This is a genomic window from Pseudomonas sp. LABIM340 (assembly GCF_040017195.2).
Taxonomy (GTDB): domain Bacteria; phylum Pseudomonadota; class Gammaproteobacteria; order Pseudomonadales; family Pseudomonadaceae; genus Pseudomonas.
Window position 1 is genome coordinate 4,768,913 of the sequence record NZ_CM200227.1, and the last position, 21,330, is coordinate 4,790,242.

At 65.0% G+C, this 21,330-nt stretch carries 17 protein-coding genes; all 17 read right to left on the reverse strand.

Annotation, left to right across the window (positions count from 1 at the left end; genetic code table 11):
• Window positions 1–140: 140 nt before the first annotated feature.
• The 17 genes from ABKS89_RS21815 to acs all read right to left on the reverse strand — a co-directional run bounded on the left by ABKS89_RS21815 (window position 141) and on the right by acs (window position 21,208).
• The gene (locus tag ABKS89_RS21815; protein WP_045210116.1) at window positions 141–1,376 is read right to left on the reverse strand and encodes an aspartate kinase; all 1,236 of its coding nucleotides are present in this window, start codon (window positions 1,374–1,376) and stop codon (window positions 141–143) included.
• Window positions 1,377–1,477: 101 nt separating this feature from the next.
• Window positions 1,478–4,102 carry an alanine--tRNA ligase gene (gene alaS, locus ABKS89_RS21820; RefSeq protein ID WP_348587047.1) on the reverse strand — a complete coding sequence of 875 codons (2,625 nt, stop codon included), beginning with the start codon at window positions 4,100–4,102 and terminating at the stop codon, window positions 1,478–1,480.
• Window positions 4,103–4,223: 121 nt separating this feature from the next.
• A complete protein-coding gene (ltaE, locus tag ABKS89_RS21825; protein WP_348587048.1) occupies window positions 4,224–5,228 on the reverse strand; it encodes a low-specificity L-threonine aldolase in 1,005 nt (334 codons plus the stop codon).
• A gap of 92 nt (window positions 5,229–5,320) precedes the next feature.
• Window positions 5,321–6,313, reverse strand: coding sequence for a succinylglutamate desuccinylase (gene astE / locus ABKS89_RS21830; protein WP_138215121.1), 993 nt, complete (start codon window positions 6,311–6,313; stop codon window positions 5,321–5,323).
• 50 nt (window positions 6,314–6,363) lie between these two features.
• The gene (locus tag ABKS89_RS21835) at window positions 6,364–6,645 is read right to left on the reverse strand and encodes a hypothetical protein (protein WP_054907334.1); all 282 of its coding nucleotides are present in this window, start codon (window positions 6,643–6,645) and stop codon (window positions 6,364–6,366) included.
• Between the two features lie 9 nt (window positions 6,646–6,654).
• On the reverse strand, window positions 6,655–8,001 hold the full coding sequence (astB, locus tag ABKS89_RS21840; protein WP_348587049.1) for an N-succinylarginine dihydrolase: 1,347 nt from the start codon (window positions 7,999–8,001) through the stop codon (window positions 6,655–6,657).
• The gene (astD, locus tag ABKS89_RS21845) at window positions 8,001–9,467 is read right to left on the reverse strand and encodes a succinylglutamate-semialdehyde dehydrogenase (protein ID WP_348587051.1); all 1,467 of its coding nucleotides are present in this window, start codon (window positions 9,465–9,467) and stop codon (window positions 8,001–8,003) included. The genes astB and astD overlap by 1 nt, the downstream gene beginning before the upstream one ends.
• A gap of 25 nt (window positions 9,468–9,492) precedes the next feature.
• A complete protein-coding gene (gene aruG, locus ABKS89_RS21850) occupies window positions 9,493–10,512 on the reverse strand; it encodes an arginine N-succinyltransferase subunit beta (protein ID WP_138215124.1) in 1,020 nt (339 codons plus the stop codon).
• An 11-nt stretch (window positions 10,513–10,523) separates the two neighbouring features.
• Window positions 10,524–11,540, reverse strand: coding sequence for an arginine/ornithine succinyltransferase subunit alpha (gene aruF, locus ABKS89_RS21855; RefSeq protein WP_138215125.1), 1,017 nt, complete (start codon window positions 11,538–11,540; stop codon window positions 10,524–10,526).
• A gap of 162 nt (window positions 11,541–11,702) precedes the next feature.
• The gene (locus tag ABKS89_RS21860) at window positions 11,703–12,923 is read right to left on the reverse strand and encodes an aspartate aminotransferase family protein (RefSeq protein WP_348587052.1); all 1,221 of its coding nucleotides are present in this window, start codon (window positions 12,921–12,923) and stop codon (window positions 11,703–11,705) included.
• Window positions 12,924–13,387: 464 nt separating this feature from the next.
• Window positions 13,388–14,371, reverse strand: coding sequence for a transcriptional regulator ArgR (gene argR, locus ABKS89_RS21865; protein ID WP_348587054.1), 984 nt, complete (start codon window positions 14,369–14,371; stop codon window positions 13,388–13,390).
• 34 nt (window positions 14,372–14,405) lie between these two features.
• On the reverse strand, window positions 14,406–15,170 hold the full coding sequence (aotP, locus tag ABKS89_RS21870) for an arginine/ornithine transport ATP-binding protein AotP (protein ID WP_015476463.1): 765 nt from the start codon (window positions 15,168–15,170) through the stop codon (window positions 14,406–14,408).
• Window positions 15,171–15,187: 17 nt separating this feature from the next.
• Window positions 15,188–16,300 (reverse strand): succinylglutamate desuccinylase/aspartoacylase family protein, encoded by a 1,113-nt coding sequence (locus tag ABKS89_RS21875; RefSeq protein ID WP_348587056.1) that lies wholly within the window; start codon window positions 16,298–16,300, stop codon window positions 15,188–15,190.
• 10 nt (window positions 16,301–16,310) lie between these two features.
• Window positions 16,311–17,009: an ABC transporter permease gene (locus ABKS89_RS21880; protein ID WP_138215129.1), complete on the reverse strand. Its 699-nt coding sequence runs from the start codon at window positions 17,007–17,009 to the stop codon at window positions 16,311–16,313.
• A 16-nt stretch (window positions 17,010–17,025) separates the two neighbouring features.
• Complete coding sequence (locus ABKS89_RS21885) at window positions 17,026–17,715, reverse strand: ABC transporter permease (protein WP_348587058.1); 690 nt, start codon at window positions 17,713–17,715, stop codon at window positions 17,026–17,028.
• 140 nt (window positions 17,716–17,855) lie between these two features.
• Window positions 17,856–18,635 carry an L-arginine-binding protein AotJ gene (aotJ, locus tag ABKS89_RS21890; protein WP_192224958.1) on the reverse strand — a complete coding sequence of 260 codons (780 nt, stop codon included), beginning with the start codon at window positions 18,633–18,635 and terminating at the stop codon, window positions 17,856–17,858.
• Window positions 18,636–19,252: 617 nt separating this feature from the next.
• Complete coding sequence (acs, locus tag ABKS89_RS21895) at window positions 19,253–21,208, reverse strand: acetate--CoA ligase (RefSeq protein WP_138215132.1); 1,956 nt, start codon at window positions 21,206–21,208, stop codon at window positions 19,253–19,255.
• Between the last annotated feature and the right edge of the window lie 122 nt (window positions 21,209–21,330).

Genomic DNA, 21,330 nt, shown 5'->3' on the forward strand with positions numbered 1-21,330 from the left:
AATGGTGGCAGATTCGTATAGATCAAGTGCGCGAATCCTTCACCCAAGTATTGACCAGTCCTGCCGGAAAGAAAGTTCCTGTCAGACAGTCAAAAACGACAAAAGGCGCGGGGTAGCCGCGCCTTTCGGTATATCCCGCCTTACTCGCCCTGTCGGGCCGGGGCGTCGAGTTCGAAAGCGGTGTGCAGGGCACGGACCGCCAACTCGAGGTACTTCTCTTCGATAACCACGGAAACCTTGATTTCCGAGGTGGAGATCATCTGGATATTGATGGTCTCCTTGGCCAGGGCTTCGAACATGCGGCTGGCGACGCCAGCGTGGGAACGCATGCCGACGCCGACGATGGAAACCTTGGCGATGTTGGTGTCGCCGGTAGCTTCACGCGCGCCGATGGTGACGGCGGTCTGCTTGAGGATTTCCAGGGCGGCCTGGTAGTCGTTGCGGTGCACGGTGAAGGTGAAGTCGGTGGTGTTATCGTGCGCGACGTTCTGCACGATCATGTCGACTTCTACATTGGCGGCACTGATCGGGCCGAGAATTTTGAAAGCAACGCCGGGGGTATCCGGTACGCCACGGATGGTCAGCTTGGCTTCGTCGCGGTTAAAGGCGATGCCGGAGATGATCGGCTGTTCCATGGATTCCTCTTCATCAAGGGTAATGAGGGTGCCCGGACCCTCCTGGAAGCTGTGCAGCACGCGCAGCGGGACGTTGTACTTGCCGGCGAATTCCACCGAGCGGATCTGCAGCACCTTGGAACCGAGGCTGGCCATTTCCAGCATCTCTTCGAAGGTGATCTTGTCCAGGCGACGCGCCTGCGGCACGACGCGCGGGTCGGTGGTGTAGACGCCATCGACGTCGGTGTAGATCTGGCACTCGTCGGCCTTCAGTGCCGCCGCCAGGGCTACGCCAGTGGTGTCGGAGCCGCCACGGCCGAGGGTAGTGATGTTGCCCTGCTCGTCCACACCCTGGAAGCCAGCGACTACGACTACACGGCCGGCTTTCAGATCTGCGCGAATGTTCGCATCGTCGATGCTCAGGATACGCGCCTTGGTGTGGGAACTGTCGGTCAGGATACGGACCTGGTTACCGGTGTAGGAAACCGCCGGCACGCCGCGCTTCATCAGCGCCATGCTCAGCAGGGCGATGGTCACCTGCTCGCCGGTGGAGACCATCACATCCAGCTCGCGCGGAATCGGCTGGTCCATGATCTGTTTCGCCAGACCAATCAGGCGGTTGGTCTCGCCGCTCATGGCGGACACCACCACGACGATGTCGTCGCCCGCTTCACGGAATTTCTTCACCTTCTCGGCTACCTGCTCGATTCTCTCGACGGTGCCGACGGAGGTCCCTCCAAACTTCTGTACGATCAAAGCCATTTCAAAAGCCGCCTGATTCCTGAAGGGCGCCCATTAAACATGCATCACCGCATGCTGCCAAGGCCCGCCGGACGCGCTGCGGGCCCCGTATTTCAGGGCCTTTAGAGGCCCTGTTCGACAAACTTCACTGCCAGCGCCAGAGCTTCGTCCAGCTTGCCGGCATCGACGCCACCGCCCTGGGCCATGTCCGGGCGACCACCGCCCTTCCCGCCCACGGCCGCAGCGGCCTGCCTCATCAGATCGCCCGCTTTCAGCTTGGCGGTCAGGTCCTGGGTCACGCCGGCAACCAGCACGACCTTCTCTTCGAACACGCCGCCCAGCAGGATCACGCCGCTGCCCAGCTTGTTCTTCAGCTGGTCGACCAGCGCCAGCAGCGCCTTGCCGTCGAGGCCGTCGAGACGCGAGGACAGCACCTGCACACCACCGACATCCACGGCGGAACCCGCCAGGTCGTCGCCGGCTGCGCTGGCAGCCTTGGCCTTGAGCTGCTCCAGCTCTTTTTCCAGCTGACGGTTGCGCTCGATCAGGCCGGAGAGCTTGTCCAGCAGGTTGTCACGGCTGCCCTTGACCAGGCCGGCCGCTTCCTTGAGCTGCTCTTCGGCACCATTGAGGTAGGCCAGTGCAGCGCTGCCAGTGACCGCTTCGATACGGCGTACGCCGGAAGCCACACCGCCTTCGCTGGTGATCTTGAACAGGCCGATGTCGCCGGTGCGGGACACGTGGGTGCCGCCACACAGTTCGACGGAGAACTTGCCGCCCATGCTCAGCACGCGCACCTGATCACCGTACTTCTCGCCGAACAGCGCCATGGCGCCGTTGTTCTTGGCGGATTCGATGTCAGTCTCTTCGGTCTCGACCTCGGAGTTCTTGCGGATTTCGCGGTTGACGATGTCTTCAAGCTGCTTCAGCTGCTCGGGCTTGATCGCCTCGAAGTGGCTGAAGTCGAAGCGCAGGCGCTGGCTATCGACCAGCGAGCCCTTCTGCTGGACGTGATCGCCCAGTACCTGGCGCAGCGCAGCGTGCAGCAGGTGGGTAGCAGAGTGGTTCAGCGCGGTGGCCTGGCGCACGGAAGCGTCGACCTCGGCCTTCACGGCAGCGCCAACGGTCAGGCTGCCCTGGGCAACCACACCGTGGTGCAGGTGAGCGCCGCCAGCCTTGGTGGTGTCGCGCACGTCGAAGCGCACGCCCGCAGCTTCAAGGTAACCGCTGTCGCCAACCTGGCCGCCGGATTCGGCATAGAACGGAGTCTGGTCGAGGACGACCACGCCCTCCTCGCCTTCGCCCAGCTGCTCGATGGCCTTGCCGTCCTTGAACAGGGCGATGATCTGGCCAGCGCCGGAAACGCCCTGGTAGCCGAGGAAGCGGGTGTCGCCATCCACTTTCACCAGGCTGTTGTAGTCCATGCCGAAGGCGCTGGCGGAGCGGGCACGCTCGCGCTGGGCCTCCATCTCGCGTTCGAAGCCTTCCTCGTCGAGAGTCAGGCTGCGCTCGCGGGCGATGTCGTTGGTCAGGTCCACCGGGAAGCCGTAGGTGTCGTACAGCTTGAACACCACGTTGCCGGGAATGACGCTGCCCTTGAGCTCGGACAGGTCCTGCTCGAGAATCTTCAGGCCCTGCTCCAGGGTCTTGGCGAACTGCTCTTCCTCGGTCTTCAGCACGCGCTCGATGTGCGCCTGCTGCTGCTTGAGCTCGACGAAGGCTTCGCCCATCTCGCCGACCAGGGCGGAAACGATCTTGTGGAAGAAGGTGCCCTTGGCGCCCAGCTTGTTACCGTGGCGGCAGGCGCGACGGATGATGCGGCGCAGCACGTAGCCGCGGCCTTCGTTGGACGGCAGCACGCCGTCGGCGATCAGGAAGCCGCAGGAACGGATGTGGTCGGCAACCACTTTCAGCGACGGTGCGTCGTCGTTGGCGCAGCCGATGGCGTCGGCCGAAGCCTTCAGCAGGCTCTGGAACAGGTCGATCTCGTAGTTCGAGTGGACGTGCTGCAGCACGGCGCTGATGCGCTCAAGGCCCATGCCGGTGTCCACGCTCGGCGCCGGCAGCGGGTGCATGACGCCGTCCGCGGTGCGGTTGAACTGCATGAAGACGTTGTTCCAGATCTCGATGTAGCGGTCGCCGTCTTCTTCCGGCGAGCCGGGCGGGCCACCCCAGATGTCGGCGCCGTGGTCGAAGAAGATCTCGGTGCACGGGCCGCACGGACCGGTGTCGCCCATCGCCCAGAAGTTGTCCGATGCGTAGGGAGCGCCCTTGTTGTCGCCGATGCGGACCATGCGCTCGGCGGGGATGCCGACTTCCTGGGTCCAGATGTCGTACGCCTCGTCATCGCTGGCGTAGACGGTGACCCAGAGCTTTTCCTTGGGCAGATTCAGCCACTTGTCCGAGGTGAGGAATTCCCAGGCGTAGGTGATGGCATCGCGCTTGAAATAGTCGCCGAAGCTGAAGTTGCCCAGCATTTCGAAGAAGGTGTGGTGGCGCGCGGTGTAACCGACGTTTTCCAGGTCGTTGTGCTTGCCGCCGGCACGCACGCACTTCTGGCTGGTGGTGGCGCGGGTATAGGCGCGCTTTTCCAGGCCCAGGAAGCAATCCTTGAACTGGTTCATGCCTGCGTTGGTGAACAGCAGGGTCGGGTCGTTCGCGGGGATCAGCGAACTGGACGCTACGCGGGTGTGCCCCTTCTCTTCGAAGAAGCGGAGGAAGGCTTCACGGATTTCAGCGCTTTTCATAGGTTCTTCCACGGAAAAATGCGGCCACGAATCGCCGGCAAAGGGCCGCATTATATCGGCCCCGCATCAAGGTTGTAGTGTCTTTGCGCGATAGTTAACCCCTATCGCGCAATAATTTCTGTCAGGAACGACGAAAGGCGGCAAAAGCTTCGACGATACGCGGGATATCGGCGCTTTTCACATCGAGGTGGGTGACCAGCCGCAGTCGCGCCGCCGGGCTGACGCGAATGCCATGTTCGGCCAAGTGCTCACCCAGTGCGCCGGCCTGCTCGCCGATGCCGACGTAGACCATGTTGGTCTGCACCGGCTCGATGGCGTAGCCCAGTTCGGCCAGGCCACGGCCCAGCGTTTCGGCGTTGGCGTGGTCCTCGGCCAAGCGCCCGACTTGATGGTCCAGCGCATACAGTGCCGCCGCCGCGAGGCCACCAGCCTGGCGCATGCCGCCGCCGACCATCTTGCGCAGGCGACGTGCGCGGCCGATCAGCTCGGCATCGCCGCAGAGCACCGACCCCACCGGCGCACCAAGTCCCTTGGACAGGCACACCGAAACGGAGTCGAAGTGGCGGGTGATCTCGCGGGCGTCCACGCCCAGCTTCACTGCCGCGTTGTACAGGCGCGCGCCGTCCAGGTGCAGCGCCAGGCCACGGCGGCAGGTCATTTCCCGTGCAGCGGCCAGGTAGGTCAGCGGCAGGACCTTGCCCTGCATGGTGTTTTCCAGCGCCAGCAGGCGGGTGCGGGCGAAGTGGAAATCGTCCTGCTTGATCGCCGCCTCGACCTTGGCCAGGTCCAGCGAGCCATCCGCTTCGCCATCGATGGGCTGAGGCTGGATCGAGCCCAATACCGCGGCGCCGCCGCCTTCATATTTATAGGTGTGCGCCTGCTGGCCGACGATGTACTCGTCGCCCCGGCTGCAGTGGGCCATCAGGCCGAGCAGGTTGCTCATGGTGCCGGTGGGCACGAACAGCGCGGCGGCGAAGCCCAGGCGCTCGGCGAGGGTTGCTTCCAGGCGGTTCACCGTCGGGTCTTCGCCGTAGACGTCATCGCCCAGTTCGGCCTGCGCCATCGCCTCGCGCATGCCGGCGGTGGGCAGGGTCACGGTGTCGCTGCGAAGGTCGATGATGGACATGGCAAGGCTCCTCGGGCATCAGGCGGAAAGGGCCGATGCTAAGCGCTCGCCAGAGGGGAAACAAGGCGCGCGATGGGCGCGCGCCGGGGAGATCACAGCTCGGTGGGAATGACCAGGATGCCGGCGCGCAGGCCATTCTTCACCCGTGGGTTGGGGAAGATGATCCGTGCGCCCTGCTCTTCCACGATCCAGCGCGTGCCGCCGATGTCCTCGGCGAGCAGGAAGCCGTGGTCCAGCTCGGTGAAGTTGTCCACCGCATCGTCCAGGTGCAGGCGGAAGTGGTCGCTGTGCTTGATCACTTCGCGGGAGACCGCGAACAGCTGCAGGCCGTCGATCTGTGCGCCGTCCGCCTCCTGGCCGCTGATCACGCCCTGCAGCATGGTTTCGAGACGATCCAGGTTCACCGCCTGGTTCTGCCCGAACGGCCGGGCCTTGCCCAGTTCCAGGGTGAACGCCTCGGCGCCCAGCTGGCTGTAGGTGTAGGCGCTGAAAGTGATGCCCGGCTTGCTTTGCAGCAGCACCGCATCGATGCCGGCACTGCGCAGGCGCGCCAGCTCGTCGCGGGAGTGCTCGCGGCCGCTGGCCCAGGGGTAGAGCGCGAACTGCTCGATCTTCGAGCCCCGGATGGCCGTGTGCAGGTCGTAGTGCAGACGCGGGCGGCCCTCGCGGGCGAAGAACGCGGCAGCCAGACGCTCCAGCTCCGACGCACGCAGTGCCTCGTTGCCGCTGCCCTCCTCGTGGCGACCGCAGAACAGACGGTTGATGTCCTGTTCCAGGTAACGCTCGCCACGGCGCATGGCCTCGGGATTGCCGAGCAGGAACAGCACCCGCGACGCCGGCTTCAGCTCGCCACGGGCGATGCGGTGTACCAGGCGGTCGAGCAGTTCGATGGGGGCCGTCTCGTTGCCGTGGATACCCGCCGAGAGCAGCAGGTCGCGGCCATTGTCGCGCGCCACCGGCGGAGTGACTTCGAGGGCGCCTTCAGCCAGCCAGTGCAGACGGGTACCGTCCGCGGTGAGCTGAATCTTTTCCGTCGGCTCACGGCCGGCGAGGGTCAGTTCGAGCAGTTTGCCCAGAGCTAGCATGCGGACGCCTCCATCATTCCCCGCGGCCGGAGCGGCCGCGGACTCCGCGATCAGTGGTGATGGTCACATCCACAGTCTGGACCATGTTCGTGGACTTCGGCGGCTTCCAGCTCAAGGCTCAGGCCCAACTGGTTCACCGCCTGCGGGCGCACCACCAGCAGCGGGATCTCGGCGTCGTCCTCATGGGAGTCGGCGTAGATCACCAGGCCGCCCTTGCCGTCGGCTTCCAGCCACAGCTCGCGCCCTTCCAGGCGGATGGCCAGGCGCGCAGTGTGGGTCTCGCGGCGCTCGCCCTTGTTGTCTTCGAGAATCAGCGGGAGGCTTTCGGTCATGTCAGTTACTCAAATCTGCTGGAAGGGATAAACCGAGCCCAGTTTAAGGATCTGGCTCAATTCATCCAACGCCGTCCGGCACTCGACGAGCAGTTGCGGATCGGCCAGGTCGGTTTCGGCCAGGCGATCGCGGTAATGCTTGTCGACCCAGGTGACCAGGGTGTCGTGCAGGGTCGGCGTCATGATCACGCCCGGATTGACCGCAGCCAGCTCGGCGTCGCTGAGCGCCACGCGCAGGCGCAGGCAGGCGGGGCCGCCGCCGTTCTGCATGCTCTGCTTGAGGTCGAACACCTTCACCTCGCGGATCGGGCCGTCCTCAGCGGTCAGGCGCGAAAGGTATTGCCAGACGTGCTCGTTCTTGCGGCACTCCTCCGGGACGATCAGCAGCATGTTGCCGTCGGCACGGGTGAGCAGCTGGCTGTTGAACAGGTAGGACTTCACCGCGTCCTCGACGGTGACCTGGTCGCGCGGCACGCACACGGCGCGGAACCGGCCACCACGGCGGCCGAGCTTGTCGTGCAACTCGGCGAGCACGCGCTCGGTGTCGAGGAAGGCGTCCTCATGATGGAACAGCACTTCGCCGTTACCCACCGCAATCACGTCATTGTGGAACACGCCCTGGTCGATCACCGCTGGGTTCTGCTGGGCATAGACCACGCCGTCATCGCTCAGGCCGTGCAGACGGGCGACCGCCTGGCAGGCTTCCAGGGTCTGCCGCGCCGGGTAGCGCTGCGGTGCCGGGAAGCGGCTGTCGAAGGCGCTGCGACCGAACACGAAGAACTCGACACCGGCTTCGCCATAGGACTTGCAGAAGCGCGTGTGGTTGGCCGCGCCCTCGTCGCCGAACTGGGCGACTGCCGGCAGAGCGGCGTGGTGGGCGAAGTGTTTCTCGTCGTTGAACATCGCCGCGAGGATGCGGCTGGTCTGCGGATGTTCGATGGAACGGTGGAACTTGCAGTTCAGGTTGGCGGCGGTGAAGTGCACGCGGCCATCGGCCGTGTCGGCACCGGGGCTGACGGTGGCGGCGTTGGCGGTCCACATGCAGGACGCCGAGCTGACCGCAGCGAGCAGCGGCATGGCGTCTTTCGCTGCCTTGGCGATCACCTCGGCGTCGGTGCCGGAGAAGCCCAGGGCGCGCAGCGAGGCGACGGCAGGGCGTTCCTGCGGGGCGAACACGCCCTGCTTGAAGCCCATTTCCATCAGCGCCTTCATCTTCGACAGGCCCTGCTTCGCCGCTTCGCGCGGGTTGGAGGCCGCCTGGCTGTTGCTCTGCGAAGCCACGTTGCCGTAGGACAAGCCGCCGTAGTTGTGCGTCGGCCCGACCAGACCGTCGAAGTTCATCTCATAGGCGGTCATCACAGGCTCACTCCCGGAGTCAGGGTTGCAGGCAGGCTCAGGCTGTCGCTTTCCAGCGAGGCGACCGGGTACGCGCAGTAGTCGGCCGCGTAGTACGCGCTCGGGCGGTGGTTACCGGAGGCGCCGATACCGCCGAACGGCGCGATGCTGGCGGCGCCGGTCAGCTGCTTGTTCCAGTTGACGATGCCGGCGCGGCTTTCGATGAGGAAGTCCTCGTAGCGCTCGCGTGAGTCCGACAGCAGGCCGGCAGCGAGGCCGTACTGGGTGGCATTGGCTTCACGCACGGCGGCGTCGAAGTCGGCGTAGCGGATCACCTGCAGCAAGGGGCCGAAGAACTCTTCGTCCGGGCGCTCGCTGACGGCGGTCACGTCGAGGATGCCGGGAGTCAGCAGCGCGGCAGTGGCCAGCGGCTGGGTCATCGCCAGCAGCGGCCTGGCGCCCTTGGCCAGCAGTTGTTCCTGAGCCTTGATCAGATGCTCGGCGGCGGCCAGCGAGATCACCGAGCCCATGAAGGGCGCCGGTTGCTCATCGAAGGCGCCGACCTTGATGGTCGCGGCCACGGCCACCAGGCGCTCGATCAGCGCGTCGCCCCAGGCGCCCTGCGGCACCAGCAGGCGGCGGGCGCAGGTGCAGCGCTGGCCGGCGGAAATGAAGGCGGACTGGATGATGGTGTAGACAGCAGCATCCACGTCCTTCACTTCGTCGACGATCAGCGGGTTATTGCCGCCCATTTCCAGTGCCAGGATTTTCTGCGGGCGACCGCCGAACTGGCTGTGCAGCAGGTTACCGGTGCGGCTGGAGCCGGTGAAGAACAGGCCGTCGATGTCGTCGTTGCCAGCCAAGGCCACCCCAGTATCGCGGGCGCCCTGCACCAGGTTGATCACACCAGCGGGAATGCCCGACTCGATCCAGGCCTGCAGGGTCAGCTCGGCGACCTTCGGGGTCAGCTCGCTGGGTTTGAACACCACGGCATTGCCCGCCAGCAGGGCCGGCACGATGTGGCCGTTGGGCAGGTGGCCGGGGAAGTTGTACGGACCGAACACGGCGACCACGCCATGGGGCTTGTGGCGCAGCACGGCGGTGGCGTCGGCCAGCGGGCCACTCTTCTCACCCGTGCGTTCACGGAAGGCCTGGACCGAGATGGCGACCTTGTTGACCATGCTGGTCACTTCGGTGGCGGCTTCCCACAGCGGCTTGCCGGTCTCCTCGCCAATGGCACGGGCCATTTCCTCGGAGCGGCCCTTGAGGGCGGCGGCGAAGCGCTCCAGCACGGCGATGCGCTCTTCCACAGGGCGACGGGCCCAGGCCGGGAAGGCATTGCGCGCGGCGGCGACGGCGGCGGCAACCTGCTGCGGCGAAGCGGCACGGCCGGACCAGACCACGGCCTGGCTGACCGGGCACAGCGATTGCTGAGGCTCGCCTTCGCCCGCCAGCCACTGGCCGGCAATGTAGTGGGTATTCATCATCAGGCTCCCCTGACGCCGGGCGGCGTCAGTTGCGTTTTCCGGAGAGGGGCACCGCGCGGACCGAAGCGCCGGCGGACAGGCGCAGGCGCTTGGCGGTCTGCGCATCGACCACCAGCGAGCCGGCGGCCACGCGCGCCGGGGCCGCGGTGATACGGCACTCCTCGCGCTTGCGGTTGTGGATCAGGTAGGGCTCGGCGTCGTCGCCGGGCGTGCCGATCGCCAGCACCAGGTTCTGGCTGTCGGCGATGGCGCGGACCTTCTCGGTCGGCGCCTCGATGGCGGGGCCGGCGTCGAAGATGTCGACGTAGCCCTGGTAGCTGAAGCCCTCGGCCTTGAGCATGGCCAGCGCCGGCTCGGTATCGGAGTGCACGCGACCGATCACCGAGCGCGCCTCTTCCGAAAGGAAGCAGCTGTAGAGCGGGAACTTGGGCATCAGCTCGGCGATGAAGGCCTTGTTGCCCACACCGGTCAGGTAGTCCGCCTGGCTGAACTCCATCTTGAAGAAGTGCCGGCCCAGGCTTTCCCAGAACGGCGAGCGCCCGGCGGCATCGGACATGCCACGCATCTCGGCGATCACCTTGTCACCGAACAGCTCGCGGAACTCGGCGATGAACAGGAAGCGCGCCTTGGACAGCAGGCGACCGTTCAGGCCGGCGCGGTGATCCGCATGCAGGAACAGCGAGCACAGCTCGGACTGCCCGGTGAGGTCGTTGGCCAGGAACAGCGTGGGAATCTCGCGGTGGATGCCCAATTCCTGGGAGGCGCTGACGGTCAGGCCGACGCGGTAGTTGTACCAGGGCTCGCGCAGGCCGACGGCGCCGGCCACGGCGGAGATGCCGACGACCTTGCCTTCGTCGTTTTCCAGCACGAACAGGTAGTCGGCGTCGGCGCGTTCGGCTTCGCCACGGAAGGCCTTCTCGGCCCAGTTCACCCGGTGCTGCAGGCGCTGCTCGTTGGCCGGCAGCGTGGTCAGGCCGGTGCCGGTGCTGCGCGCCAGGTCAAACAGAGCCGGCAGGTCGGCGCTGGTTACGGGACGGACGATCATGCTCTCTCCCCTCAGATCGCAACCAGGCGCACGCTGGCGCCCTCGCCGATGCCCAGGGCATCGGCGGTTTCCTGGTTCAGGGTGACGGGCTTGCCCGGCACCCAGTCGAGTTCGGCGACAATGGCGCGGAAATCCTGCAGCTGGCCGTTGGTGACCAGGTAGCTGCGGCTGCCATGACCCGACGCGCCGATGCGCACCGGCACCTGGCGACTCTGGGCGATGGAACGGATGTTCGAGGTGCGCGCATGCAGCGCCGGACCGCCGTCGAAGATATCCACGTAGTTCTCGGACTCGAAGCCGTCGCGCATCAGGATGTCGAAGGTGATCTGCGCACGCGGATGCACCTGGCCCATCGCTTCCTGCGCCTCGTCCGGCAGCAGCGGCACATAGATCGGGTAATGCGGCATCAGCTCGGCGAGGAAGGTGCGGCTCTTCAGACCGGACAGTTTCTCGGCCTCGGTGTAGTCGAGATCGAAGAAGTTGCGCCCGATGGCGTTCCAGAACGGCGACTGGCCCTGGTCGTCGCTGTAGCCGACGATCTCCACCACCACCGCATCGGCAAAGCGCTCCGGATGGCTGGCCATGAACAGCAGGCGGCCACGGGAGTTGAGCTCGGCGATCGGCGTGTTCACCAGGTCGCGCTCGACGTAGAAGCTGGTCAGCAGGCTGTTGCCGGTAAGGTCATGGCACAGCGAGAGGACGTGAATCTTGTTGTGGATCTTCAGCTCGCGGGAAGCATGCACGAAGGTCTCGTTGCGGAAGCTGTAGAACGGCTCGGAGAAGCCGGCGGAAGCAACGATGGCCGAGCAGCCGACCAGGCGGCCAGTCTCGCTGTCCTCGAGCACGAAGAAGTAGCTCTCTTCACCGTTGAAGCTCACTTCGGCGGCGAACGAGGCCTCCGAGGCGAGGATCTTCTCGCGCAGGCGTTCCGCGTCGTCCGGCAGCGACGTGACGCCGACCGGGCTGTCCGCGGCGAGACGCTGCACTTGCTGCAGGTCGGCCACTTGGGCGGGGCGCATCACCAGCATGGCGTCACTCCTCTAACCAGACAAAAATTGTGATTCTTGGTTGATGAATCATGGGCGCGACACGACCCGTGCCGCGCTCATTGGGCATTCGAAGAACCGGCCGGGACGATCCGGCCGGTTGAGCGGCGAGGCGGACCTCGCCGGTTCAGCGTAGCCGGGGGATCAGCCGCGGGTCAGCTTGGCGATGGCGCGCTCGAGGCGATCCAGGCCTTCGTCGATGTCCGCGTCCGGGATCACCAGGCTGGGCGCGAAACGCACCACGTCCGGACCAGCCTGCAGGACCATCACGCCTTCCTTCTCGGCGGCGTTGAGCACGTCCTTGGCCTTGCCCTTGAAGGCATCGTTGAGCACCGCGCCGATCAGCATGCCCATGCCGCGGACCTGGGTGAAGATGCCGTACTCGGCGGCGATCTTCTCCAGGCGGACCTTGAAGCGCTCGTGCTTGGCTTTCACGCCTGCGAGCACTTCCGGGGTGTTGATCACGTCGAAGGCCGCACCGGCGACGGCGCACGCCAGCGGGTTGCCGCCGTAGGTGGTGCCGTGGGTACCGACGACCAGGTGTTCGGCGATCTTCGCGGTGGTCAGCATGGCGCCGATCGGGAAGCCGCCGCCCAGGCCCTTGGCGCTGGAGAGGATGTCGGGGTTCACACCGTAGTACTGGTGGGCGTAGAGGTAGCCGATACGACCGAAGCCGCTCTGCACTTCATCGAAGATCAGCAGCGCGTTGTTCTCGTCGCACAGCTTGCGCACGCCTTCCAGGTAGGCCTGGTCGGCCGGCAGTACGCCGCTCTCGCCTTGCACCGGTTCGATGATCACGGCACAGGTCTTGTCGGAAATGGCTGCCTTCAGGGCTTCCAGGTCGTTGAACGGGATGTGCGTGATGCCTTCGACCTTCGGGCCGAAACCATCGGAGTACTTGGCCTGGCCACCGACGTTGACGGTGAACAGGGTACGGCCGTGGAAGCTGTTGACCATCGAGATGATCTCGTACTTTTCGGGGCCGTAGACGTCGTGGGCGTAGCGACGCGCCAGCTTCAGCGCGGCCTCGTTGGCCTCGGCGCCGGAGTTGGCGAAGAACACGCGCTCGGCGAAGGTGGCGTCGATCAGCTTCTTCGCCAGGCGCAGGGCCGGCTCGTTGGTGAAGACGTTGGAGACGTGCCAGATCTTGCCGGCCTGCTCAATCAGCGCCTGCATCAGCGCCGGATGGCCATGGCCCAGGGAACTGACCGCGATGCCGCCGGCGAAGTCCACCAGCTCTCGGCCGCTCTGATCCCAGACTCGGGAACCCTCGCCACGCACCGGAATGAAGGCAGCCGGCGAATAGTTGGGAACCATGACCTGGTCGAAGTCGGAGCGTTGGACCTGAGCTTGCGGAGCGGACATCGGTGTTCTCCTGCCTGGTTGAGGCGGCTATCGATGAATGGATTGTAGGGACGAACAGCGGGCCGTCATTGCCGCCATGCGACAACTTGTTATAGCGCCAACCCGCGAATTGCCGAGGCTTACGGAAATGCGACAGAAAGCGTCGGGAAGGCGCAGTGTAAGGCCTGCGGCCTGCTGCGGGTACAAGCGACCGTGGAATTTGTTCGCTGCGCGAACGGGGGGAAAAGGAATAAGGCAGGAAGGGGCTTTTAGGTAGGAGCAAGCCGGCTCGCGAACCGCTTTGCACCGACGCACCCAGCAAGCTTGCTCCTACAATAGGCCGCTCAGACTCGTAGGGCGGATAACGCGCCAGCGTTATCCGCCGTGACCACAGCGGCGGATAACCTGTTCCAGGTTATTCGCCCTACGGCATTGCGCTGACAAACGACAGGAAGTTGAGCAGAGGGGGCTTTTCGTAGGAGCGGTCAGCCGCGCTCGGTGGCGACCGGTGCAGCTTCGGCGGCGCTCTGGCCGCGGCGCTGGTTGCGGTCTTCGCGCGGGGTCACGCCGAAGAAGTTGCGGTAGGCACTGGAGAAGTGCGGGCCGCTGGAGAAGCCACAGGACAGGCCGATCTGGATGATCGACTTGCTGGTCTGCATGAGCATCTGCCGTGCGCGGTTCAGGCGCAGCTCCAGGTAGTACTGGCTGGGCACGCGGGTCAGGTACTGCTTGAAGATGCGCTCCAGCTGGCGGCGCGACACGCACACGTGCTGGGCGATCTCGTCGGTGGTCAGCGGCTCCTCGATATTCGCCTCCATCAGCAGCACCGCCTGGGTGAGCTTCGGGTGGCTGGAGCCAAGGCGGTTCTTCAGCGGGATGCGCTGGCGTTCGGAGCCTTCGCGGATGCGCTCCACCACCAGCTCTTCGGAGACAGCGCCCGCCAGCTCCGCGCCATGGTCGCGGGACAGCACGGCCAGCAGCAGGTCGAGCACCGCCATGCCGCCGCAGGCACTCAGGCGATCACGGTCCCACTCGAACAGATGGTTGGTGGCGATGACCTTGGGGTAACGCTCGGTGAAGTCGTCGTGCCAGCGCCAGTGCACGGCGGCGCGGTAACCGTCGAGCAGGCCCAGCTGCGCCAGCGGGTAGATGCCGGCGGACAGCGCGCCGATGCTCACGCCGCTGCGCGACAGTTGCTTGAGTACGGCAGCTAGTGGCGCGGGGACCGTCTGCGGAATCTCGTCGGCGACCAGGAAGATGCGCTGGCACTGCTCCAGCACCCCATTCCAGGCCTGCCCCGGCAGGCGCCAGCCATCGGCCTCGGCCACCGGCTCGGCGCTCATGAACACCGGTTCGTAGAGCGCTTCGGGGTGCAGCCGGCGGGCGACCCGCAGGGCCTCCTCGGCCAGACCGAGGGTCAGCGCCCGCGTGTGCGGCCAGAGGAGGAATCCGATGCGTTGTGCGGTCATGCGATCAGGTCACCAGGCGACTGTAACGGACAGCTTACTTCAAGCTGCCGGAAAGGAACTGCTTGAGGCGTTCGGATTGCGGATTGGCCAGGACTTCCTTCGGGCAGCCCGCCTCTTCCACCAGGCCCTTGTGCAGGAACACCAGCTGGTTGGAGACCTCGCGGGCGAAGCCCATCTCGTGGGTCACCACCACCATGGTGCGGCCTTCCTGGGCCAGGTCCTGCATCACGCGCAGGACTTCGCCGACCAGTTCGGGGTCGAGCGCCGAGGTCGGTTCGTCGAACAGCATGACTTCCGGCTCGACCGCCAGGGCACGGGCGATGGCCACGCGCTGCTGCTCGCCGCCGGACATGTGGGCCGGGTAGGCATCCTTGCGGTGCGCCACGCCGACTTTCGCCAGGTAGTGCTCGGCCTTTTCCAGCGCTTCCTTCTTCGACACGCCCAACACGTGGACCGGCGCTTCGATGACGTTTTCCAGGGCGCTCATGTGCGACCACAGGTTGAAGTGCTGGAACACCATCGACAGGCGCGAACGCATGCGCTGCAGCTGCTTGGCGTCAGCGGCCTTGAGCGCGCCGTCCTTGTTCGGCACGAGCTTGAGCTCTTCGCCATTGAGCAGGATCTTGCCGGCGTGGGGCTGCTCCAGCAGGTTGATGCAGCGCAGGAAGGTACTCTTGCCCGAGCCGGAGGAGCCGATGATGCTGATCACGTCGCCCGCTTTCGCCGCCAGGGAGACGCCCTTGAGCACCTCATGGGTGCCGTAGCGCTTGTGCAGGTCCTGGATTTCCAGTTTGTACATGGTGTCGGTTCTCGAATTCAGTCGTTGATCAGCCGGCCCTTGCGGAACGGCTCACGCCCGGCCACCTTGGCCAGCCAAAGCCCCGGCTGGGCGTAGCGCCCACGCTCGATGGCGAACAGCACGCCGGAAGTCCCGGCGCGAACGGTGCTGACCTGGTCGTTCAGCGGGTCGACCACTTCGAACAGCGCGTCGCCCTTCTCTACCCACTCCCCCGCCTTGCGCAGGTAACTCACCACGCCAACGTGGGGCGCATAGAGGTACTCGGTGCCTTCGAAGGGCATGCCTTCGCAGCAGTCGGCCGGTGCCGCCGGCCAATCGCCGGCGATCAGGCCCTGCTCGGCGAGGAAGCCGAGGATGGCCTCGGCATTGGCCTGCCCCTGGTCGACGCGGGTATCGCCCACGCCGCCCAGTTCGACAGTGGTCGCCAGGCACGCGAGCGGAATCGCCGCCTGCGGGAAGGCCTGCGCCAGGCGCAGCCAGGGCAGCGAGCAGGATTCGTCGAAGGAACTGCCGCCGGAATCTTCGGCAAGCAGAGCGACACCCGCTTTCAGGCGTGCGGCCAAGGATTTCCAGCGCGGCCAGTGCTGCGGAATCGCGTAGATATGGATGGCGGCGTCGAAGTCGCAGTGCAGATCGAGCACCACTTCGGCATCACAGGCATGGCGCAACAGGATGCGCTGCATGCCCTGCAGCTCGGACGAGGCCGGCGGCAGCGCGTCGAGACCATCACGCATGGCCTGGCGGATCAGCTCGACGTTGGCGGCTTCATCGGTGCCCAATTGGTCGCCGACACGTTCGGCGACCAGCGCGCTCAGCTCGACGAAATCGCGGTTGAAATTCTTCCCGCTGCCGAACTCGAAACGGCCCAGATGGCTGGCCTGCAGGGTCTGACCCAGGCCGATGGGGTTGGCCACCGGCACCAGTTCGACGACGCAGTTCAGTTGCCCGCGCGACTCGAGGTCGGCCAGGCGCTGCTTGAGTTCCCAGGCAGTGCGCATGCCCGGCAGCTCGTCGGCGTGCAGGCTGGACTGGATGTATACCTTGCGCGAACCCTTGCCGTAGCGGAATACGCTCAGGCGGCGCTCGCTACCCAGGCTGCTCCACGGCAGCAGATGATCGATACGTTCCACGGTGTATTCCTCAGTGCTTGCGCGGCGCGAGATAGGCCAGCCAGCGGCGCTCAGCCAGCTTGAACAGGCGCACCAGGGTGAAGGTCATGATCAGGTAGAAGATGCCGGCGGTGATGAACGCCTCGAACGGCAGGTAGTACTGCGAGTACACGGTGCGCGCGGCGCCGGTGATGTCCACCAGGGTCACGATGGACGCAAGGCTCGTAGTCTGCAGCATCATGATCACTTCGTTGCTGTACTGCGGCAGCGCGCGGCGCAGGGCCGAGGGCAGGAGGATGCGGCGGTACAGCTTGATCCGCGACATGCCCATAGCCTTGGCGGCCTCGATCTCGCCGTGCGGGGTCGCGCGGATGCTGCCGGCGAGGATCTCCGCGGTGTAGGCGCTGGTGTTGATGGCAAAGGCTGCGCAGGCACAGAAAGTGGCATTGGACAGCAGCGGCCACATCGCGCTCTCGCGCACTGCCTCGAACTGCGCCAGGCCGTAATAGATGAGGAACAGCTGCACCAGCATCGGGGTGCCGCGGATCACATAGGTGTAGAGCCAGGCCGGCAGGTTCACCGCCGGGTTCTTCGAACAGCGCATCAGCGCCAGCGGCACCGCCGCCAGCAGACCGAAGAACAGCGAGATCGCCAGCAGCTTGAGGGTCACCAGCAGGCCGCTGAAGTAGAGCGGCAGGCTGTCCCAGATGACGGAGAAGTCGAAAATCATGATCAGGCTCCCGGTCTCAAAGCTCGGCGACTTTCACGCCGACCGAATAGCGGCGTTCGAGCATGCGCAGCAGCACCAGGGAAACGCTGGTGACTACCAGGTACAGCGCCGCCACGGCGAGGAAATAGGTGAAGGGTTCGCGGGTGGCGTCCGAGGCCTGCTTGGCCTTGAACATCATGTCCTGCAGGCCGACCACGGAGATCAGCGCCGTGGCCTTGACCAGCACCAGCCAGTTGTTGGTGAAGCCGGGGATGGCCAGGCGGATCATTTGCGGCACCTGGATGCGGAAGAACACCTGAAGCGGGCTCATGCCGTAGGCGAAGCCGGCCTCGCCCTGCCCTTTCGGGATGGCCATGAAGGCGCCACGGAAGGTCTCGGACAGGTAGGCGCCGAAGATGAAGCCCAGGGTGCCGACGCCGGAGGCGAAGGGGTTGAGGTCGATGTAGTCGTCATAGCCGACCATGGGCGCGACCCAGTTCACCGCAGCCTGGCCGCCGTAGAAGATCAGCAGGATCAGCACGAGGTCCGGTACGCCGCGGATCACGGTGGAATAGAGGTCGCCACACCAGGCCAGCCACTTCACCGGCGACAGGCGGATGGCCGCGCCGAGCAGACCCAATGCGATCGCCAGGGCCATCGACAGCAGGGACAGCTGAAGCGTCAGCCAGGCACCATCGACGATGGTGGCTCCGTAGCCATTGAGCATAATTTGGTACCTCGTGAAACCGGACGCCGCCCGCAACGACACGGACGCTCAGGGCGAGCGCGATTGCAGGCTCACCCCCAATAAAAAAGTGGCACAAACTTCAGGACCGGGCCTGGGTCTGTGCCACTTCTGGACGTGGATCAGTTCTCGCCGTAGACGTCGAACTTGAAGTACTTGTCCTGTACTTCCTTGTACTTGCCGTTGGCACGGATGCCGGCGATGGCCGCGTTGAATTTCTCGGTCAGGGCGGTATCGCCCTTGCGCACGGCGATGCCGGCGCCACCACCGAAGTACTTCGGATCGTTGTATTCGGGACCTACGAAGGCGTAGCCCTTGCCAGCGTCGGTTTTCAGGAAGCCGTCGTCGAGGTTGACCGAGTCGGCCATGGTCGCGTCGATGCGGCCGGAGACCAGGTCCATGTTGGCTTCGTTCTGCGAGTTGTAGCGCACGACTTCGATGCCGGCCGGGGCCAGGACATCGGTGGCGTAGCGGTCATGGGTGGAGGCGCGCAGCACACCGACCTTCTTGCCCTTCAGGTCCGCCAGCGGATCGTTCAGGGTCACGCCTTCCTTCATCACGAAGCGCGCGGGGGTGTGGTAGTACTTGTTGGTGAAGTCCACGGACTTCTTGCGCTCGTCGGTGATGGTCATGGACGAGAGGATGGCGTCGATCTTGCGAACCTTCAGTGCCGGGATCAGGCCGTCGAACTCCTGCTCGACCCAGGTACATTTGACCTTCATCTCTTCGCACAGGGCGTTGCCGATATCCACGTCGAAACCGGCGAGCTTGCCGTCGGGAGTCTTGAAGGAGAAAGGCGGATAGCCGGCTTCGATGCCGATGCGGACCGGCTTGTCGTCAGCGTGGGCAACCAGGGAAAGCGCGGACAGGGCCAGCGCACCGAGAAGTGCAAACTTCTTCATCAGTAACTCCTTCGAGGGTAGGTCTTCGATTGGCAGGAGAAAGGGGTTGGCCCAGGCTGCCCGTGCAGAAGTGAAGGTTATTGTTCGTCTGCGCATTGCCGGCGCGATTCTTGTGAAAAGCGCGCCTACCGGGGTGAGCGGCATTCTAGCGACAGCCCCGGAGCGGTTATTTCTTCAATGCGACAAGTAATTATAGAAGCGCTGGAGACAGAGCCCCGGCGGCTTGACGGCGCGGATTTTACGTGATCTGAAAGCGAGTAGTAAAACCCAATTTACTTGCAGTTATCGGGCCACAAACACCAGACCTCAGTCTCTGCGCGGGGTGCGCGATATTGACTCATTCCGCACGGACAGAAAAGACGCACCGAAGCTGTGCGAAATGTTTCCTGGCGCCTCATTTTGTCGCAGGGAAATGTTACCGGTGGGAGGGAAGCACACTGTAGGAGCTAGCTTGCTCGCGAACCGCATCCGGTCGGTGCCGGAATTGATGGATATCGCTGCGCTCCACACCATCCTACGTTGATGCTCCAGAAAGGCTTCGGCGCGGGCGGGCCGGCACACAAGCGCAGAAATGAAAAACGCCCCGGCAAGCGGGGCGTTTTTCATCGGGCGGCGGGTCAGGCCGCGCGCATGGCCTGGTGCGTGTCGATCAGGTGCTGCACCACACCCGGATCAGCCAGGGTGGAGATGTCACCCAGAGTGTCGTACTCGGCCGTGGCGATCTTGCGCAGGATGCGGCGCATGATCTTGCCCGAGCGGGTTTTCGGCAGGCCGGGCGCCCACTGGATCACGTCCGGGGTGGCGATCGGGCCGATTTCCTTGCGTACCCAGGCACGCAGTTCCTGGCGCAGTTGCTCGTTGGATTCCTCGCCGGCATTCAGGGTGACGTAGACATAGATGCCCTGCCCCTTGATGTCGTGCGGCACGCCAACCACCGCGGCCTCGGCCACTTTCGGGTGGGCGACCAGGGCGCTTTCGATCTCGGCGGTGCCCATGCGGTGGCCGGAGACGTTGAGCACGTCATCGACGCGGCCGGTGATCCAGTAGTAGCCGTCCTCGTCGCGACGGGCGCCGTCGCCGGTGAAGTACATGCCCTTGAAGGTTTTGAAGTAGGTGTCCACGTAACGGTCGTGGTCGCCGTACAGGGTGCGCGCCTGGCCCGGCCAGGAATCCAGGATCACCAGGTTGCCCTCGGTGGCCCCTTCCAGGATGTTGCCCAGGTTGTCCACCAGCGCCGGCACCACGCCGAAGAACGGCTTGGCGGCGGAGCCCGGCTTCAGGCCGTGGGCGCCCGGCAGCGGGGTCATCAGGCAGGCGCCGGTTTCGGTCTGCCACCAGGTGTCGACGATCGGGCAGCGCGACTGGCCGACGGTTTCGTAGTACCACTGCCAGGCTTCCGGGTTGATCGGCTCGCCGACCGAACCCAGCAGACGCAGGCTGGAGCCATCGGCGCCTTCGACCGCCGCCTTGCCCTCGGCCATCATCGCGCGGATGGCGGTCGGGGCGGTGTAGAGGATGTTGACCTTGTGCTTGTCGACGATCTTGGCGACACGGGAGATGTCCGGGTAGTTCGGAACGCCCTCGAACAGCACGGTGGTCGCGCCGTTGGCCAGCGGGCCGTAGACGACGTAGGTGTGGCCGGTGACCCAGCCGATGTCGGCGGTGCACCAGAAGACTTCGCCCGGGCGGTAGTCGAACACGCGCTCATGGGTCAGCGAGGCGTAGACCAGGTAGCCCCCGGTGGTGTGCAGCACGCCCTTGGGTTTGCCGGTGGAGCCGGAGGTGTAAAGGATGAACAGCGGGTCCTCGGCGCCCATTTCCTTCGGTGCGCAGGTGGAGCCGGCGACCTTCATCAGGTCCTCGAACCACACGTCGCGGTGCTGGTTCCACTTGATGTCCGAACCGGTGCGCTTGCAGACGATGATCTTCTGTACGCTGTTGGTTTCCGGGTTGGTCAGGGCGTCGTCGACGTTGGCCTTGAGCGGGGTCTTCTTGCCGCCGCGCAGACCTTCGTCGGCGGTGATCACCACCTTGGAACGGCAGTCGATGATACGGCCGGCCAGGGCTTCGGGGGAGAAGCCGCCGAACACCACGGAGTGGATCGCACCGATGCGGGCGCAGGCCAGCATGGCGACCACGGCTTCCGGGATCATCGGCATGTAGATGGTCACCACGTCGCCACGGTGCACGTCCTGGCCGCGCAGGGCGTTGGCGAACTTGCAGACCTGCTCGTGCAGCTCGCGGTAGGTGATTTCCCGGTGTTCGGAAGGATCGTCGCCTTCCCAGATGATGGCGAGCTGGTCACCGCGCTCGGCCAGGTGGCGGTCGAGGCAGTTGTAGGAGAGGTTCAGGGTGCCATCGGCGAACCACTTGATGTCCACGTGGTGATCGTCGAAGGAGGTCTGCTTGACCTTGGTGAACGGCTTGATCCAGTCGATGCGCTGGGCCTGTTCGCGCCAGAAGCCGTCGGGGTTGACCACCGACTGCTGGTACAGCTTCTTGTAGGTGGCCTCGTCGGTCAGAGTGGTCGCGGCCACTTCGGGACGCACGGGGTACACGGATGCCGCTGTCATGGCGTTTTACCTCGGTGAAGAGTGTTGTTTTTGTTGCCCTAAGTTGTAACGGCGACACCCTCCCCCGAACCATACGACCATGGTCTTACCAATCCTTAGTCTTAGTGATGAGCCCCATAAGC

Bases quoted from the DNA above. Each gene is read 5' to 3' on its own strand.
- ABKS89_RS21815 (WP_045210116.1), bottom strand. From the start codon at position 1,376: ATGGCTTTGATCGTACAGAAGTTTGGAGGGACCTCCGTCGGCACCGTC.
- alaS (WP_348587047.1), bottom strand. From the start codon at position 4,102: ATGAAAAGCGCTGAAATCCGTGAAGCCTTCCTCCGCTTCTTCGAAGAG.
- ltaE (WP_348587048.1), bottom strand. From the start codon at position 5,228: ATGTCCATCATCGACCTTCGCAGCGACACCGTGACCCTGCCCACCGCC.
- astE (WP_138215121.1), bottom strand. From the start codon at position 6,313: ATGCTAGCTCTGGGCAAACTGCTCGAACTGACCCTCGCCGGCCGTGAG.
- ABKS89_RS21835 (WP_054907334.1), bottom strand. From the start codon at position 6,645: ATGACCGAAAGCCTCCCGCTGATTCTCGAAGACAACAAGGGCGAGCGC.
- astB (WP_348587049.1), bottom strand. From the start codon at position 8,001: ATGACCGCCTATGAGATGAACTTCGACGGTCTGGTCGGGCCGACGCAC.
- astD (WP_348587051.1), bottom strand. From the start codon at position 9,467: ATGATGAATACCCACTACATTGCCGGCCAGTGGCTGGCGGGCGAAGGC.
- aruG (WP_138215124.1), bottom strand. From the start codon at position 10,512: ATGATCGTCCGTCCCGTAACCAGCGCCGACCTGCCGGCTCTGTTTGAC.
- aruF (WP_138215125.1), bottom strand. From the start codon at position 11,540: ATGCTGGTGATGCGCCCCGCCCAAGTGGCCGACCTGCAGCAAGTGCAG.
- ABKS89_RS21860 (WP_348587052.1), bottom strand. From the start codon at position 12,923: ATGTCCGCTCCGCAAGCTCAGGTCCAACGCTCCGACTTCGACCAGGTC.
- argR (WP_348587054.1), bottom strand. From the start codon at position 14,371: ATGACCGCACAACGCATCGGATTCCTCCTCTGGCCGCACACGCGGGCG.
- aotP (WP_015476463.1), bottom strand. From the start codon at position 15,170: ATGTACAAACTGGAAATCCAGGACCTGCACAAGCGCTACGGCACCCAT.
- ABKS89_RS21880 (WP_138215129.1), bottom strand. From the start codon at position 17,009: ATGATTTTCGACTTCTCCGTCATCTGGGACAGCCTGCCGCTCTACTTC.
- ABKS89_RS21885 (WP_348587058.1), bottom strand. From the start codon at position 17,715: ATGCTCAATGGCTACGGAGCCACCATCGTCGATGGTGCCTGGCTGACG.
- aotJ (WP_192224958.1), bottom strand. From the start codon at position 18,635: ATGAAGAAGTTTGCACTTCTCGGTGCGCTGGCCCTGTCCGCGCTTTCC.
- acs (WP_138215132.1), bottom strand. From the start codon at position 21,208: ATGACAGCGGCATCCGTGTACCCCGTGCGTCCCGAAGTGGCCGCGACC.